The following is a 14,983-nucleotide window of genomic DNA, read 5'->3' as shown; positions in this document are numbered from 1 at the left end:
CCCGCCGGGCCGCACGCGGGGAGGGCGGATGCAGCCGGACATCCTGATGATCGAGGACGAGCCCAACATCGCCGAGGCGGTGCGCTTCATCCTGTCGCGCGAGGGGTGGTCGGTCGACCTGCATTCCGACGGCGCAGGCGGCATCGAGGCGATCCTGGCCGCGCGCCCGCGCCTGGTGATCCTGGACCTGATGCTGCCCAACCGGTCGGGGACCGAGATCCTGCAGGATCTGCGCGCCGCCAATGACGCCGATCTGGCCGCGACGCCGGTGCTGATGCTGACTGCGCGGGGGCAGACCGGCGATGACGGCGCGCGCGCGGATGCGGTGCTGGCGAAGCCCTTCGACAACCAGGAACTGCGTGCGACGGTGCGCCGGATGCTGGCCTGATGCCCGACCGGCCGCTGTTTCTGGAACGCGCCTCGTTCCATCGCCGCCGCCTTGGCGATGCGGCGCGGGTGCTGCCGGTGATGACGATGATGCTGCTGCTGGTGCCGGTCTGGTGGATGCCGGGCAGCCTGTCCTATGCCGGGGGCGCGGTCTGGCTGTTCGGCCTGTGGGCGGTGCTGATCGTGGTCATCCGCGCGCTGCACCGCGCCCTGCTGCGGGCAGAGGCCGCGACCATGCGCGCCGAGGCACCGACGGGGGGCCCCGATGCCCTTTGAGGCGCTGGTCGGCGCCTGCCTCGCCTATGTCGCGCTGATGTTCGGGGTCGCCTATGCCGCCGACCGGGCGGCGGCGCGCGGGCATGTGCGGTGGCTGGACCATCCGCTGGTCTATACGCTGTCGCTGTCGGTCTATTGTTCGGCATGGACGTTCTATGGCGCGGTGGGCTATGCGTCCCGGTCCGGGCTGGAGTTCGCGACGATCTATCTGGGGCCGACGCTGGTCTTCACCGGGGCGTGGTGGGGGCTGAGGCGGCTGGTTCGCGTTGCGCGGATGCATCACGTCACCTCGGTCGCGGACCTGATCTCGGCCCGGTTCGGAAAATCGAACCGGCTGGCGGCCATCGTGACGCTGATCGCGGTCATCGCGTCGACACCTTATATCGCGCTGCAGCTGCAATCGGTGCGGCTGTCCTTCGACATCTTCGCCACCGACGTCCCCAACGGCGCCGATGCGGGCGCGATGGGGGGAACGGCCCTGTGGGTCGCGGCGGGGCTTGCGCTGTTCACCATCCTGTTCGGCACCCGCAACCTGGCGGCGGATGAACGCCACCACGGCGTCGTCACCGCGATCGCGCTGGAGGCGGTCGTGAAGCTGGCGGCCTTCGTGGCGCTTGGCCTGTTCGTGGTCTGGGGGCTGGCCGACGGGCCTGCGGACATGCTGGCGCGCATCGCCCGTGCCGCGGCCGATCCCGACGTGGCGCAGGGCTGGCTGCTCAAGCCCGACCGCTGGACCGCGCTGATCCTGGTGTCCGCCGCCGCCATCCTGACCCTGCCGCGCATGTTCCAGGTCATGGTGGTCGAGGCCGCGGACGAGGAGCGTCTGCATGTCGCGGGCTGGGCCTTTCCCGCCTATCTGTTCGTGATGTCGCTGTTCGTGCTGCCCATTGCGGTGATGGGGCGTGAACTGCTGCCCGCGGGGTCGGACCCGGACCTCTACGTGCTGACCCTGCCCGCGGCGGCGGGCCAGGACATGCTGGCGCTGCTGGTGTTCCTGGGCGGGTTTTCTGCGGCGACGTCGATGGTCGTCATGTGTGCGATCGCGGTCGCCACGATGGTGTCGAACCACTGGCTGGTCCCCGCCTGGCTGGCGCTGCGCCGCATCCCCGCCCCGGACGAGACCGACGATCTGCGCGGCTTCGTGCTGAACGCGCGGCGGGTCGCGATCCTGGCGGTGGTCGCGGCGGGCTGGGTCTATCACCAGGCGTCGGGGGGCACGGCGGCACTGGCCGCGATGGGGCTTGTGGCCTTCACCGGCATGGCGCAGGTGCTGCCCGCGATGCTGGGTGGGCTGTTGTGGCGTGGCGCGAACCGCAAGGGCGCCTATGCCGGTATCGGCACAGGGTCGGTCCTGTGGATGGCGCTGATCTTCCTGCCGTCGGTGGGGGTGGGGGGCGATCTGCCGGTGCCGCCGGGGGTCGATCCCTGGACGGCCGCCGTGGCGCTGTCCCTGACGCTGAACACGCTGGCCTTCATCGGAGTGTCGATCTTCGGGTTCCCGGACCCGGTGGAACGCCTGCAGGGCCTGTCCTTCGTGTCCGCGGTCGAGCCGATCCGCCACAGCCGCATGCTGCGTGCCGACGACCGGGCCGAGCCGCTGTTGGCCATGGCGCGACGGGTCTGGGGACCGGACGCCGCGCTGCGCTATTTCCAGGCCGAGGCGCGGGCGCAGGGCAAGACCGGCTATCTGCCAGACCTGACGCCCCGGTTCCTGACCCGACTGGAGCGGCGGCTGGCGGGGTCGATCGGGTCGGCCACGGCGCATGCGATGATCGACCGCGTGGCGGGGGGCGTCGCGCTGACGGTGGCCGACCTTCTGCAGGTCGCGGACGAGGCGCAGCGTGCCAAGGAGGAGACGCAGCGCCTTGAGGCCGCGCAGGCCGAGCTGACCCGTACCGCCCGACAGCTGCGCGAGGCCAATGACAAGCTGACCGCCCTGTCGGTCCAGAAGGACGCCTTCCTGGGCCAGATCAGCCACGAGCTGCGCACGCCCATGACCTCGGTCCGGGCGTTCTCGGAGATCCTCAAGGAGCCCGACCTGACCGCAGAGGAGCGCGGCAAGTTCGCAGGCATCATCCATGACGAGGCCGGCCGCCTGACGCGGCTCTTGGACGACCTTCTGGATCTGTCCGTGCTGGAAAGCGGGCGGGCGCAGCTGACGATCTCGGTCGCGAACCTGCACGACCTGATCACGCGCGCGCTGGCCGCGGCGTCGGCCACGCGGCCCGAACGCGGCTTTCTGATCGACCGCGACCTGCCATCGGAACATCTGGGCCTGATCACCGATGCGGACAGGCTGCTGCAGGTGCTGATCAACGTCATCAGCAATGCGCGCAAGTATTGCGATGCGGCGCATCCGGTGCTGATCATCCGCGTCCGTCATCCGGAAGGCGGCGGCGCGGTCATCGACATCGTCGACAACGGCAGCGGCATCGACAGCGGCCGCCAGACGCTGATCTTCGAGAAATTCGCGCGTCTGAACGACCCCGCCCGCGCGGGTGGCGCAGGCCTGGGGTTGGCCATCTGCCGCGAGATCATGCTGACCCTGGGCGGCGACATCAGCTATTTGCCGGGGCAGGGGGGTGCGGCGTTCCGCATCCAGCTGCCGGCGCGGCCGCCGGTGCCTTCCGGTTAACCCTTTCTCAATCCTGACGGTCCATTTTGAACAGGCAGCGACAGCCTGATTCGGACGTGACATGACCCATGCAGACCCCGCCACCCAAGCCCCTGGCGTCTTGCGCCGCATGCTGCAGGCGCGTGCGCAGGTCAGGCTGGGCCAAGGCGGGGCCCCGCAGCTGCCCGCATCTCCCGCGCCGACCCCGGCCCGCGCCGCCGCCACTGCGATCGGACGCGCCGCCGACCGGCTGTACCAGCTGCCCGTACGGGCGCTGTCCGTCCAGCCCGGCGCGCTGACGCTGGCAGAGCTGCCGGAGCTGCTGCCGGAACTGCCGCTGGTCGTCGTGCTGCAGGGGCCGGGCGATCTGCTGGGGGCGATCGCGCTGTGCCCGCAGGCGGTGGCGGCGCTGGTCGAATGGCAGGCCCTTGGCCGCGTGACGTCGCGCGGGCTGGAGCGGCGCCGACCCACCCGCAGCGACGCGCTGCTGTGTTCCGACTTCATCAACGCCCTGCTGACAGAGCTGACTGCCGAGATGGAGGGAGTCGAGGGGTTCGAGGCCGTCGGCGGCTATCAGTTCCTGACCCATCTGGACGATCCCCGGCCCCTGTCCCTGATGCTGGAGGATCGGCCGCTGCGCAGCCTGTCGTTCCACCTTGCGATGGGGGCGCCCGACATGCGCGAGGGACGCGTGCTGCTGGCCTTGCCGCAGCCCGCGAACCAGGCGCGTCCGCGCCCCGATGCCGCCCCTGTCGCGGCCCCGGCGCCGCCGGTCGCCGCCCCCGTTCGGGTCAGCCTGGCCGCGGCGATGCAGGACGCCCCCGTCTCGGTGACCGGCGTGCTGTGCCGCAAGCGCGTGTCGCTGGCCGAGCTGCGGGGATTTCTGGACGGGCGGCTGCTGAGCCTGCCGCGCACCTGTCTGACACAGGCCACGCTGGAGACGCAGGACGGCCAGGTCCTGGCCACCGGAAAATTCGGCGAGGCCGAGGGATGCCACGCGATCCGTCTGCGCGACCCCGCGTCGGCGGCGACAGATGACGGCATGGTCCCGGTGATGGGCCAGGCAGCCGCGATGATGGCCGCGCATGCCCCGAGCGACCTGTCCCAGCCCGACCCGTTTCGCGCCCAGGGCCTGTCGATTGACGACCTGGGGCTTGCCACGGGCACCGACCTGACGGCGCTGCGCGGCTGACCGGGCGCTTTTTCCTTGAATTCCCCGCATTCTGGTCGCATGTAACGTCGGTCCCGAATCTGACGGGATGACAAGAACGGAGTGACCATGGCCAAGGAAGAAATGCTCGAATTCCCCGGCGTCGTGAAGGAACTCCTGCCCAATGCGACATTCCGGGTCGAGCTTGAAAACGGCCATGAGATTATCGCACATATGGCAGGCAAGATGCGCAAGAACCGCATCCGTGTTCTGGCCGGCGACAAGGTTCAGGTGGAAATGAACACCTATGACCTGACCAAGGGGCGGATCAATTACCGCTTCAAGTAAGCCGTCCCCCGGGACGGCCGACACCACCGGAGGCCGCATGATGGCCGATACGCCCCCCAGGCTGATCCTGGGATCAGCCAGCCCGCGGCGGTTGGAACTGCTGGCCCAGATCGGGATCGTTCCCGACGCGCTGCGCCCCGCCGATATCGACGAGACCTCCCGCAAGGCCGAACCACCCCGCGACTATGTCCGCCGCATGGCCGCCGAAAAGGCCGCCGCGCTGGATCTGGCCGAGGGCGAGGCGTTGCTGACCGCCGACACCACCGTGGCCGTGGGCCGCCGCATCCTGGGCAAGCCCGCCGATCGCGACGAGGCTGCTGCCTTCATGCGGCTGATGTCGGGGCGCCGCCACGTCGTGCTGACCGCCATCGCGCTGCGCCACGGATCCCGCACCGCCCTGCGCCTGGTCGAGACCAAGGTCCGCATGCGATCGATCGATCCGGCCGCGCTGGAGCGGTACCTGGATGCGGGCGACTGGCAGGGCAAGGCGGGCGGCTATGCCATCCAGGGGGCGGCGGCCGCCTTCATCCCGTGGCTGGAGGGGTCGTTCTCGGCCGTTGTCGGCCTGCCTCTGTCGGAAACCGCCGCCATGCTGGGCGCGATCGGCATCCATCCCAAGATCAAGGAAGACGCCCGATGAAGGGTCGCCAAGTCGTTCTGGGGCATCTGTTCGGCCTCGAAGCTGCAGCCCTGATGCAGGACGGTCACCTGATCGACCTGCTGGTCGCCAGCGATCCGCTGACCGCGCTGGCGCCCGGCGCGATCTGTCGTGCCGCGACCGACCGCTTCATGAAGGGGCAGGGCGGCGTTTTCCTGCGCCTGCCGGATGGCCAGACGGGCTATCTGCGCGATCGCAAGGGCGTGTCCGAGGGCAAGCCGCTGCTGGTACAGGTCGCGGGCGTGGCCGAGGACGGCAAGGCCGTGCCCTTGTCCACGCGCCTGCTGTTTCGCGGCCGTCACGCGCTGGTCACGCCGGGCGCGCCGGGGGTCAACGTGTCGCGCAGCATCCGCGATGAGGATCGCCGGGATGAGCTGGCGGCGATCGGCCGGGCGTCCTTGGGCGATCGCGATCATGGCCTGATCCTCCGCAGCGTCTGCCTGGACGCGGAGGACGACGACATCCGCGCCGAGTTGGACGACCTGATCGAACTGGCGGATCGCGTCTGCGCCGAAACCGTGGGCGCGCCGGAACTGCTGCTGGACGCGCCCACGCCGTGGGAGCAGGCATGGATGGACTGGGCCGAGCCCGCCCCCGACGCCGTCGAGGAAGGCGAAGACAGCTTTGATCGCTGCGGCGTGCTGGACGCCGTCGATGCGCTGCTGTCTTCCCGCGTGCCCCTGTCGGGCGGCAGCGATGCGCATGTCGAGGCGACCCGTGCGCTGGTCGCGGTCGACGTGAACACCGGCAACGACACCTCGCTGGCCGCGGGACTGAAGGCGAATATTGCACTGGCCCGCGAACTGCCCCGGCAGCTTGCGCTGCGCGGTCTGGGTGGACAGATCGTGGTCGATTTTGCGCCTATGCCAAAGCGAGACCGCGCGACGCTGGATCAGGTCCTGCAGGGGGCGTTTCGGGGGGCTGGGTCGGAAACGACCTTGGTCGGTTGGACCGCGATGGGTCTCTACGAATTGACGCGCAAGCGTGACCGCGTGCCGCTGGCACGACTGGCCTCCGCAAGCGGGGACGCGTGATGGCCTGCCCGATCTGCAAGAAGGACAGCCAGCCGCAGTATCGCCCGTTCTGTTCCAAGCGGTGTGCGGATGTCGACTTGGCCAAGTGGCTGCGGGGAGCCTATGTCATCCCCGGCCCGCCGCTGGAGGACCTGCCGCGCGATGATGCCGGTGACGACTAAGCAGCGCGCCGAAAAGCGCCGCAGGTCGTCGAAAAACCGCAGATTCGGTCTGGACAGTTCTGCCGTCGCTTCGTAAACACCGCCTACCCAAGACCCGCCAGGGTCCACCGGGGCCCGGATAGCTCAGTTGGTAGAGCAGCGGATTGAAAATCCGCGTGTCGGCGGTTCAAATCCGTCTCCGGGCACCAAAAAAGCTCATATTTTATTAATATCTTAGGTCATATTTGATATACGATTGATCTATGCTGTTTTGGTCGGTCTCCGGTCCGTGGCACATCAGTGGCACAAACGGTCTAGGTGCAGATACCCCTCAGAAAAAATGACGGATCGCTGTTATGTGATCGTCTGGAGGTATCTACGGACGTCTTCGGTTAAGAATCTGGTAAGTGACCCATGTGAGTCTGAAGCTTGAGCTTGTTTGGGAAGGTTGGGCGCTCACGCGTCCACCTGTCGATGGTAGTGCGGCTAACCCCGAAAAGACGCTGAAGGTCCTTATTGGTGCAGAGGTGCTTTCGCGAAAGCCAAATTGGCAAGATGTCAGTGTCACGATTCATGGGTTCTACCTTCCTGTGCTAATTGGTCTGAGATCGCCTGCATTCATGGATGCAAAGAGGGATCACTTTCCGCCCGATGTTCATGGTCAACGGGATCGAAGCACCTTCCAGCGTGTTGCCAGATTTGACTGCCGATCTGGACGATCATCAGCGACCCGAGTTCATCGGCAATGAAGCGAAGCCCCGTGACGGGTTCTCCGAAAGCATCAGCCTGATGATGCGCCGCGCGGATCATGTCGGCCCGGGTCAGTCGTCGGACGGCCCGGGCATCGGGTGCCCGAGGAGGTCGAGGACCTCGTTGGTCTGCGCCTCCAGCCGTCCAAGCCTCTCCAAGATGGCCTGATCCCAAGACGACCGGTCGAGCGCCTCCTGACGACGCAGTGCGGCGATCAGATGCTCGGTCGCGGCCGTGAAGCTGGCCTCGATCCTCTGCACCGCGATGAGGTGATCCCGGATCACGTCCGAAATTGCCGGCTGATCGCGGTCCCGGAGCAGTTCGGCCAAAATGTTGTTGAAGGTCCTCAACTGCGCGATGAGGTCGTGAACCTGCTCCACCGAGACGGTGGTGCCCGTATTGGGCGCGGTTGTATCGGTCATTGGTGTTCTCCAAGGTGGTGATCAGATTTGAAATTGTGGGCAGAGCAGCCGCAGCATGAACCTCAAGGTTCGCGGCAATCGCCACAACCATACGGTTCCTCCGGATGCGGGCCATAGTCCGCTCGAAGATAGGTTTCAGCTTTCTGACGAGGTGAATGAGCTGAGAATGTCCGAAGTGATCTGCAGGTCCCGGATCTTTCGGTTTCCCTCGGTGATTTGCTCCCGGAGATGTCGGTTTTCCTCGGTCAGGACTGTTAGCCTCTCTTCCAGACGGGTCAGCGCGACCCTCAACTGCTGAATGCCCTGCCAATGCAATTTCAGTGCCGAAGCCATCCGGTCCATCCGGTGCCGGAACGGGGAAAGCGCTGCCGTCGTGTAGGGGTATTCTTTCGTCATAAGAGTGTCCTGCATCGGGGTGGCACGCGGGCAAGATTACCCGCGGGATATCGGCCAGATCCGCGATCGGGTTAGGCCTAGGATGGTCCTCCCTCTGCGCGCGTTCGTTTGCATATCTGTTCCGGTATTCGATAAACCTCGTCTCAGCGGTCCGCAGCCGGATCCTTCGTTCGATTTTCATCGTGGCCTGCCCCTATCGGGTGGTCCGGTTTCAGTCTTAGTGCATTTCGGGTCTTGGCGCTACAGCTGGGGTGGCCGGCGAAGCGGCTCCGGATGGCGAAGCCGGCCACTGGATGGCCTGGGGAGTTGGCGGGCGATACCCCAGTGATGAGTGCGGGCGCTTGGTGTTGTAATGGCGGCGCCAACTCTCGATGATAATCTTCGCCTCAGCGAGGCTGTAGAAGATCTCCCCGTTCAGCAACTCGTCGCGGAGCTTGGAATTGAAGCTCTCACAGTAACCGTTCTCCCAGGGGGACCCCGGCTCGATGTAGGCGGTCTTCGCGCCGACGGCGACGATCCATTCCCGCACCGCCTTGGCGATGAACTCCGGGCCATTGTCGGACCGTATATGATCCGGCACACCGTGCAGGATGAAGAGATCGGACAAGACGTCGATGACGTCGGTCGATCGGAGCCTCCGGTCGACCCGGATTGCCAGACACTCCCGGCTGAACTCGTCGATGAGATTGAGCATGCGGAACTTCCTTCCATCGTGGGTCCGGGCTTCGACGAAGTCGTAGGACCAGACATGGTTCGAACGCTCTGGCCGCAGACGGATGCATGACCCGTCGTTCAGCCAGAGCCGACCCTTCTTTGGTTGCTTTTGTGGCACCTTCAGCCCCTCCCGCCGCCGTCGGACGCATGCGTCCGACCCCTCGACCCGTTTCACGTTCACCGCCCAACCGGCCTCGCGCAGAAGGGCGTCGCCGGTGGTCGCTCGGACCAGTGGCGCAACCACCGGCAACTCCGGCGGTATCCGTAGCGCCCATATTGCGAGGCGAGCGCGATGATGTCGGCCGTCAGGACGTTTTCATCGGCCCGTCCGCTCGGCACTTTCCGCCGTGTCGAGCGATGCTGCCCGAGCACGCGACAGGCGAGCCGTTCCGAGATCCGGAGCTTCTGCCTGACATGCTCGATGCAAGCACGGCGGCGGGCGGGGCTCAGAAGTTTCCCGATGCCGCTTCCCGAAGGATGAGCTTCTCGAGCGTCAGGTCAGAGACGGCCTTCCGGAGCCGCTCATTCTCCTTCTCCAGCTCCTTCAATCGCTTCACTTGGTCGGTTTTCAGCCCACCGAACTCCTTGCGCCACCGATAGTAGGTGAACTGCGTCACGCTGATCGACCGCACGGCTTCGGCCACCGACTGGCCTTGCGACACCAACACGTCGACCTGCCGGAGCTTGGCGACGATCTCCTCCGGCTTGTGCTTTTTCTGGGGCATTCCTGCATCCTCCAAATGGCTCAAAAGCCATACCTTAGGGAGGACCACTTTTCAGGGGGCAGACCAGTGCCAAACTACACGTCGACCCTTGAGTAGCTGGAGATGACTTGTCGAGCAAATGCTATGCCATTAGGCACAACGTAACCGTCGATGAAACAATCGCAAGACCGATGCTCAAGCCGATGCTGACCTTTGCAGCTAGTCCGCAGAAGTATCAGTCGATTGATCAGATTGTGGCTGACGGTATTGCAGCAGTGCGGTCACCGTCAGGGCTGCCTTTCCACGGGCCGCGCAGGCACGGCACCACGAGTTGAACTCGTCGTCCGACAGGCCATAGCGCCGCAATGCATCATCCCTGTCGATCAGTCCGTGCAGCACGGCGAGCACCACTGTCTGCTTGCGCGAGGCAACCCAACGCGTGTCGGCATCGGGCAGATCGGCGACGCTGAGGATGCTGCCGTCATCGATCGTGACGGTGCGGAGGCGGGATGACTTTCGAATGAACATGATGAACCTCTTACGCGACAATAGATGGACAGGCGTGCATTGGGCAGGAAGGGAAGTCGGCGGGCCCACGCATTGTCTGGATTGTGACAGGCTGCGATTGGATCACGAATATGACGGCACACGGAACTAGCATGCCGCGTGATGTGACTTATCGTCTATATTCTAAAGGCATGTCAGTTATGTCGATTGAGCCTACTGACTGGGCTCAGCCTGCGCGGAACACGCCCCAGGTGACGGCCTGGTGCTGCAGCCTGTCGCGAAGGTCGCGGAACTCTGCGTTGTGGGAATAGGCGCCGATGGCGGAAAGGATCATCGCCAGGTCTTTCGCCGAAACGACGGGACGCAGATCGGTCTGGTTCTGGTGCATGGGAAAAATCCAACTCAATAAACTATACAAATTTAACTAGCCGACACCCGCCGTCCTGAGAACCTGCCTTTTCGCACAGGTTGTGACACCTGCTCTGCGAAATTCCTACGATTGCATGGCGCAGGCGGCTTGGGATGCACGCAGCGGTGCCGTAATGTCATAGTCTGGTGGACCGGCTTGCTGGCCGTGTCCGTGAGACTGATGGCAAGGCAGGAGTGAGGAATGGTCGATCTGAGGGGCAAGGCGGTTCTGGTGACCGGGGCAAGCCGGGGCATCGGTGCGGCGACGGCGCGGGTGCTTGCCGAGGCCGGGGCGCTCGTCGGCCTCATGTCCCGTGATGCACGCGCGATCTCACCGCTGGCCGACGAAATTGGCGGCATGGTTTTGGAAGGCGATGTCGCACGTGCCGCCGACATGGAACGGGCGGTCGCGTCCTTCTGTGATCGCGCGGGCCGGTTGGACGTCCTGATCAACAATGCCGGTGTCATCGGACCGATCGCCGGCATGTCCGATGCCGATCCGGATGCCTGGGGACAGGCCATCGACATCAACCTGAAGGGCGTCTTTCACGGGATCCGTGCCGCACTGCCGGTCATGCGGTCAGCCGGCGGCGGGACCATCCTGACGGTGGGGTCGGGTGCCGCCCATGCTCCTCAGGAGGGGTGGAGCGCATATTGTGCCAGCAAGGCAGGCGCATTGATGCTGACGCGCGCGGTGGATCAGGAGGCGCGGGCGGACGGCGTTCGGGCGATCAGCCTGTCGCCGGGTACCGTGGCGACAGACATGCAGGCGGCAATCCGCGACAGCGGCGTCAATCCGATCAGCCAGCTGGATTGGACGGTGCATATCCCGCCGGAATGGCCCGCACGTGCACTGCTTTGGATGTGCGGGCCGGACGCGGATGCGTTTCTGGGTGCCGAGATCTCGCTGCGCGATGAGGCCATTCGGCGGCGTGTGGGCCTGATCTCCTGAGCGGCCGAGAAAGGGACCATGCACGCTTGTGAAAGAGATATTGGCCCCCTGCGGCAGCACCAACCGCGGTAATGAAACACACGTAGTGGCTTGGGCTACCGGCAATGAGTTTGTTGCATCAAGCCCGCATATTCAGTGCCTGCCGTGTTGCCCGTTAAGGTTTGATTTACCTTATTTGCGCAATGTGTCCCGCTGAGGGCCGGGAATGCGCAAGACGATTGCCCGGCATCGTATTTCGGTATGACGGGGGCGCATCATGATCTGGGGTCGAAGCGGCAAGGTGCAGGCGTCGGAAACGGAGGAGGTGCGGGATACGGTCGAGCTTCCGATTCGGTCGCCGGGCGGGTTCTCCGAAGAGGCGCTCAAAGGTCTGGCCGACCTCGAGGCTCGCATGCCGCCCCCCGAGGCGGTGACCGAGCCCGCGTTCACCAGGTCCTTCCGCATGACGGACCGGCTGAAGCCCGATGCCGCGGCGGGCGGCGGGCTGGTGACAGGGACGGACGGGACCGCCCGGCCGCATTACTGGGGTCATCGTGAACGGCTGCGGACCCGCTTTCTGGAGGGCGGTCATGCGCCGATGCCCGATTACGAGATGCTGGAGCTTTTGCTGTTCAATGCTGTGCCCAAGATCGACGTCAAGCCCTTAGCCAAGCGCCTGCTTGCCACATTCGGGGATCTGAACGGAGTCGTCGCCGCATCCGAACATCGCATCCGGCAGGTCGAGGGCGCGGACCGTTGGGTCTATCTGCAACTGCGGCTGGTGGACGCGTTCGCGCAACGGATGGCCCAGGCCAAGGTTCTGCAGCGCGAGGTGCTGTTGTCCTGGCAGGCGCTGATCTCCTATTGCCGCACCTGCATGGCCTATCGCGAGACCGAACAGTTTCGGGTGCTGTTCCTGGATCGCAAGAACACGATCATCGCCGATGAAGCCCTGGGCAGCGGTACCGTCGGGCACGTGCCGGTCTATCCCCGCGAGGTGGCCAAGCGGGCCTTGGAGCTGAATGCAAGCGCCGTGATCCTGGTCCACAACCATCCTTCCGGCGATCCGACCCCCAGTGATGAGGACATTACCATGACCGCCCGCGTCGCTGCGGCCTGTGAGGCGATCGATGTCTTGGTCCACGACCACGTCATCATCGGCAAGGATGCGGAGGCGTCATTCCGGGAGCAGGGGCTGTTGTAGTCCATTCGGGTGTCGGCTGCCGCCAAGACCGGTTGTACCGTGCCGTATCTAATCGATATGATGCCAACGGCGGAACCGAGCGATGGCATAATCGGATCGACTTGGTATTGGTCGAGTAACGGAAAGGACCCGTCCGAATCGGACGCGGTTCCTGTGATGGGGATCGGCTCTGGGCTGGTCGACGTGGCCACGGCGCGCCGGCTTGTTGGTAGACCATTATGTCAGGTATTGACTGGATCAGTCTCAGAACTGACGCTCGCTGCCATCATTTCGTCGCGCAGGATTTCATCGCGCAGGGAACAGGGCACGTTCGTAACATCACAGCCGGCCCTAATTACCTCGTTGCTCCGCGATAGAATGTACAGATACCAAGGAGGGACATGACTGTCTGTGCGTCTGTAGCATGGTACCTAGGCTCAATAGAACCTGCGACTCTGCCGCCAAGTTCGCGGACAGATCTCTCTATCCCGAAATAGGCATCTCGCAGAGCTGAAGTTTCAATGCATGCAGAACCTTGCGCGCTGCCCGTCCTTGACAGCGTAGGTTTTCTCGTGTCGCGGCGACATGTACGTCCGCAAATTTGGCGTTCCGATCAGGCGATAGCGCGCCGGATTTGCACGGTGGTGGTTCAGATGCGCTACGCGCTATCAGGAGCGTTTGCGGGGATTTCTCTACAGATGATCCCCGCGTCTGGGCTGGCCAAACTTGACAATCCGTCATGTGGCTTCATTATGAAACTACGGAGGATTTTAATTGTGTTCGTGTTTTCTCGTGTTCCGATAGCCGCTCTGGCAGCGGTCGGCTTTCTGGGGACGGCTCCCTTGGCATCGGCGCAGGCGGCGCCGGATGATCTGGCCGCGCAGGCGCAGGCCTTGCGTCAGATCATCGCGCAAATGGAGCTTGAGGCTGCCGAGCTGGAGCCCCAAGTCGAGGCAGCGCGCACGGAGCTGAGCGACCTGACGGCCAGGATCGAGGCGGCGACCAGCCAGCTTGCGCAGGAGCAGGAGAGCCTTACCGGCGCGCAAGAGAACCAGGGCACGGTTGAAAGCGGCACCGAGAGTGCAGAGGCGCAGGATGCTGATCTGAGAACCCGGATCGCGGCGGCTGAGGCGGAACTTGAGGACTTGAACACCACCCTCGAAGCGCGGCGCGCCGAGGCGGAGGAACTGGCTCAACGGACGGAAGATCTTCGCACGACCGAGCAGGAGCAGGCACAGAGACTTGCCGTGCTGGAGGAGGAGATAGCAGCCGCCACCGCCAGCCGTGTCGAGATGACCTCTGCGCGGCAGGAGATTGAACCGCAGCTTGACGCGATGCGTGCAGAGCTGGCTGATCTGACAAGGCGTCGCGATGCGATGCAGGCGGAATTGGAGCGGTCCGAAAGCCTTTCTGCACAGGTTGCGGACCAAGAGGAGCAGGCTTCTGCCGTTGAGGCACAGCTTGCCGCTGCGCAGGCTGAACTGGCTGAGCTGACCACACGCCGCGACGCGGTGCGGGCGGAACTGGAGCAGTCCGAAGGCCTCTCTGCACAGGTTGCAGAGCGGGAGAACCAGATGGCCGCCGCTCAGGCCCAGCTGAACGACGTTCAGACGGAACTCTCGGAGTTGACTGCCCGTCGCGATGCGATGCAGGCAGAGCTTGAGCAGGCGGAAGGCCTCTCCACGCAGGTTGCGGAGCGAGAGGAGCAGGCTGTCGCTGCGGAGGCGCAGCTGAATGCCATCCGGACGGAACTGGCAGAGCTGATCACGCGTCGCGATGCGATGCAGGCTGAGTTGGAGCAGTCCGAAAACCTCTCCGCGCAAATCGCGGAGCAGGAGGAACAGGCGGCCGCGGCCGTGGCCGAGTTGAATGCAGTGCAGTCGGAACTGGCGGAGCTGACCACGCGTCGTGACGCGATGCAGGCCGAGCTGGACCGGTCCGAGAGCCTTGCCGCACAGATCGCCGCGCAGGAGGAGCGTGCCGCAGCGCTGCAGACGCAGATCGAGACGCTGAGCAGCGACCTGGCCGCACAGCAGGCTGAGCCGGAGCAGGAAGCCGCCCCCGAGCCGCCGACGGATGCGCCCGCCGAACCGGCCCCCGTGGCAACGCAGGAACCTGCGGCAGACGCGCAACTGGCGGTCACCGGTGACGACGGCTTGGCTTTGCAAACGCGGGACGCGGATCAGGTCAGCGCCATCCTGGCCACCACGCCCGGTCTTCCGCAATCACAGGCGTCGCGCGACCGGCTGCGCGACCTGCTGGTCGAAGGCCAGTGCACCATCGACGCGCTGCGCGAGGTCCAGAACCCCATCAACCGCCAAGCGTTGCTTGTCCTTCTGGCCGGGCTGGACGGATGCTGAC

16 protein-coding genes, 1 tRNA gene and 1 pseudogene are annotated in these 14,983 nt (G+C 65.1%); 12 read left to right on the top strand and 6 right to left on the bottom strand.

The window, feature by feature from the left end; genetic code table 11:
* Window positions 1-28: 28 nt before the first annotated feature.
* The 9 genes from EOJ32_RS12625 to EOJ32_RS12585 all read left to right on the top strand — a co-directional run bounded on the left by EOJ32_RS12625 (window position 29) and on the right by EOJ32_RS12585 (window position 6,816).
* On the top strand, window positions 29-388 hold the full coding sequence (locus tag EOJ32_RS12625; RefSeq protein ID WP_127898797.1) for a response regulator transcription factor: 360 nt from the start codon (window positions 29-31) through the stop codon (window positions 386-388).
* Window positions 388-663, top strand: coding sequence for a hypothetical protein (locus EOJ32_RS12620; RefSeq protein WP_127898796.1), 276 nt, complete (start codon window positions 388-390; stop codon window positions 661-663). Before EOJ32_RS12625 ends, EOJ32_RS12620 begins: the two co-directional genes overlap by 1 nt.
* Complete coding sequence (locus tag EOJ32_RS12615; protein ID WP_127898795.1) at window positions 653-3,298, top strand: sensor histidine kinase; 2,646 nt, start codon at window positions 653-655, stop codon at window positions 3,296-3,298. The genes EOJ32_RS12620 and EOJ32_RS12615 overlap by 11 nt, the downstream gene beginning before the upstream one ends.
* Before the next feature lie 61 nt (window positions 3,299-3,359).
* Window positions 3,360-4,469 (top strand): FliM/FliN family flagellar motor switch protein, encoded by a 1,110-nt coding sequence (locus EOJ32_RS12610; protein WP_127898794.1) that lies wholly within the window; start codon window positions 3,360-3,362, stop codon window positions 4,467-4,469.
* 87 nt (window positions 4,470-4,556) lie between these two features.
* Window positions 4,557-4,775, top strand: a complete 219-nt coding sequence (infA, locus tag EOJ32_RS12605) for a translation initiation factor IF-1 (RefSeq protein WP_010397442.1) — start codon at window positions 4,557-4,559, stop codon at window positions 4,773-4,775.
* A 37-nt stretch (window positions 4,776-4,812) separates the two neighbouring features.
* Entirely contained in the window at window positions 4,813-5,415 is a 603-nt protein-coding gene (locus EOJ32_RS12600) for a nucleoside triphosphate pyrophosphatase (protein WP_371705532.1), read from the top strand.
* Window positions 5,412-6,467: a ribonuclease E/G gene (locus EOJ32_RS12595; protein ID WP_127898793.1), complete on the top strand. Its 1,056-nt coding sequence runs from the start codon at window positions 5,412-5,414 to the stop codon at window positions 6,465-6,467. The genes EOJ32_RS12600 and EOJ32_RS12595 overlap by 4 nt, the downstream gene beginning before the upstream one ends.
* Window positions 6,467-6,628: a DNA gyrase inhibitor YacG gene (locus EOJ32_RS12590; protein WP_127898792.1), complete on the top strand. Its 162-nt coding sequence runs from the start codon at window positions 6,467-6,469 to the stop codon at window positions 6,626-6,628. Before EOJ32_RS12595 ends, EOJ32_RS12590 begins: the two co-directional genes overlap by 1 nt.
* Window positions 6,629-6,740: 112 nt before the next feature.
* Window positions 6,741-6,816, top strand: a tRNA-Phe gene (locus EOJ32_RS12585).
* A gap of 409 nt (window positions 6,817-7,225) precedes the next feature.
* Here EOJ32_RS12585 and EOJ32_RS12580 read toward each other — a convergent pair.
* The 6 genes and pseudogenes from EOJ32_RS12580 to EOJ32_RS20155 all read right to left on the bottom strand — a co-directional run bounded on the left by EOJ32_RS12580 (window position 7,226) and on the right by EOJ32_RS20155 (window position 10,488).
* Window positions 7,226-7,417 (bottom strand): hypothetical protein, encoded by a 192-nt coding sequence (locus EOJ32_RS12580; protein ID WP_127898791.1) that lies wholly within the window; start codon window positions 7,415-7,417, stop codon window positions 7,226-7,228.
* A gap of 11 nt (window positions 7,418-7,428) precedes the next feature.
* Window positions 7,429-7,779 (bottom strand): hypothetical protein, encoded by a 351-nt coding sequence (locus EOJ32_RS12575; protein ID WP_127898728.1) that lies wholly within the window; start codon window positions 7,777-7,779, stop codon window positions 7,429-7,431.
* A 135-nt stretch (window positions 7,780-7,914) separates the two neighbouring features.
* Window positions 7,915-8,175 (bottom strand): hypothetical protein, encoded by a 261-nt coding sequence (locus tag EOJ32_RS12570; RefSeq protein WP_127898727.1) that lies wholly within the window; start codon window positions 8,173-8,175, stop codon window positions 7,915-7,917.
* Between the two features lie 217 nt (window positions 8,176-8,392).
* A pseudogene (locus EOJ32_RS12565) lies at window positions 8,393-9,614 on the bottom strand (IS3 family transposase).
* 198 nt (window positions 9,615-9,812) lie between these two features.
* On the bottom strand, window positions 9,813-10,121 hold the full coding sequence (locus EOJ32_RS12560; protein ID WP_127898790.1) for a DUF1153 domain-containing protein: 309 nt from the start codon (window positions 10,119-10,121) through the stop codon (window positions 9,813-9,815).
* Between the two features lie 205 nt (window positions 10,122-10,326).
* Window positions 10,327-10,488 (bottom strand): hypothetical protein, encoded by a 162-nt coding sequence (locus EOJ32_RS20155; RefSeq protein WP_164871441.1) that lies wholly within the window; start codon window positions 10,486-10,488, stop codon window positions 10,327-10,329.
* A 222-nt stretch (window positions 10,489-10,710) separates the two neighbouring features.
* Here EOJ32_RS20155 and EOJ32_RS12555 point away from each other — a divergent pair, with 222 nt between their 5' ends.
* From EOJ32_RS12555 to EOJ32_RS12545, 3 genes are all read left to right on the top strand, one after another.
* The gene (locus EOJ32_RS12555) at window positions 10,711-11,460 is read left to right on the top strand and encodes an SDR family oxidoreductase (RefSeq protein WP_127898789.1); all 750 of its coding nucleotides are present in this window, start codon (window positions 10,711-10,713) and stop codon (window positions 11,458-11,460) included.
* A 391-nt stretch (window positions 11,461-11,851) separates the two neighbouring features.
* Window positions 11,852-12,643: a DNA repair protein RadC gene (gene radC / locus EOJ32_RS12550; RefSeq protein WP_127899391.1), complete on the top strand. Its 792-nt coding sequence runs from the start codon at window positions 11,852-11,854 to the stop codon at window positions 12,641-12,643.
* 632 nt (window positions 12,644-13,275) lie between these two features.
* Entirely contained in the window at window positions 13,276-14,982 is a 1,707-nt protein-coding gene (locus EOJ32_RS12545) for a hypothetical protein (RefSeq protein ID WP_127898788.1), read from the top strand.
* Window position 14,983 lies beyond the last annotated feature (1 nt).

Origin of the sequence: Paracoccus sp. Arc7-R13, assembly GCF_004010775.1 — a bacterium.
Taxonomy (GTDB): Bacteria; Pseudomonadota; Alphaproteobacteria; order Rhodobacterales; family Rhodobacteraceae; genus Paracoccus; species Paracoccus marcusii.
The sequence above is the reverse complement of the archived record's forward strand: the minus strand, read 5'-3'. Positions and strand labels throughout refer to the sequence as shown.

Bases quoted from the DNA above. Each gene is read 5' to 3' on its own strand.
- EOJ32_RS12625 (WP_127898797.1), top strand. From the start codon at position 29: ATGCAGCCGGACATCCTGATGATCGAGGACGAGCCCAACATCGCCGAG.
- EOJ32_RS12620 (WP_127898796.1), top strand. From the start codon at position 388: ATGCCCGACCGGCCGCTGTTTCTGGAACGCGCCTCGTTCCATCGCCGC.
- EOJ32_RS12615 (WP_127898795.1), top strand. From the start codon at position 653: ATGCCCTTTGAGGCGCTGGTCGGCGCCTGCCTCGCCTATGTCGCGCTG.
- EOJ32_RS12610 (WP_127898794.1), top strand. From the start codon at position 3,360: ATGACCCATGCAGACCCCGCCACCCAAGCCCCTGGCGTCTTGCGCCGC.
- infA (WP_010397442.1), top strand. From the start codon at position 4,557: ATGGCCAAGGAAGAAATGCTCGAATTCCCCGGCGTCGTGAAGGAACTC.
- EOJ32_RS12600 (WP_371705532.1), top strand. From the start codon at position 4,813: ATGATGGCCGATACGCCCCCCAGGCTGATCCTGGGATCAGCCAGCCCG.
- EOJ32_RS12595 (WP_127898793.1), top strand. From the start codon at position 5,412: ATGAAGGGTCGCCAAGTCGTTCTGGGGCATCTGTTCGGCCTCGAAGCT.
- EOJ32_RS12590 (WP_127898792.1), top strand. From the start codon at position 6,467: ATGGCCTGCCCGATCTGCAAGAAGGACAGCCAGCCGCAGTATCGCCCG.
- EOJ32_RS12580 (WP_127898791.1), bottom strand. From the start codon at position 7,417: ATGATCCGCGCGGCGCATCATCAGGCTGATGCTTTCGGAGAACCCGTC.
- EOJ32_RS12575 (WP_127898728.1), bottom strand. From the start codon at position 7,779: ATGACCGATACAACCGCGCCCAATACGGGCACCACCGTCTCGGTGGAG.
- EOJ32_RS12570 (WP_127898727.1), bottom strand. From the start codon at position 8,175: ATGACGAAAGAATACCCCTACACGACGGCAGCGCTTTCCCCGTTCCGG.
- EOJ32_RS12560 (WP_127898790.1), bottom strand. From the start codon at position 10,121: ATGTTCATTCGAAAGTCATCCCGCCTCCGCACCGTCACGATCGATGAC.
- EOJ32_RS20155 (WP_164871441.1), bottom strand. From the start codon at position 10,488: ATGCACCAGAACCAGACCGATCTGCGTCCCGTCGTTTCGGCGAAAGAC.
- EOJ32_RS12555 (WP_127898789.1), top strand. From the start codon at position 10,711: ATGGTCGATCTGAGGGGCAAGGCGGTTCTGGTGACCGGGGCAAGCCGG.
- radC (WP_127899391.1), top strand. From the start codon at position 11,852: ATGCCGCCCCCCGAGGCGGTGACCGAGCCCGCGTTCACCAGGTCCTTC.
- EOJ32_RS12545 (WP_127898788.1), top strand. From the start codon at position 13,276: ATGCGCTACGCGCTATCAGGAGCGTTTGCGGGGATTTCTCTACAGATG.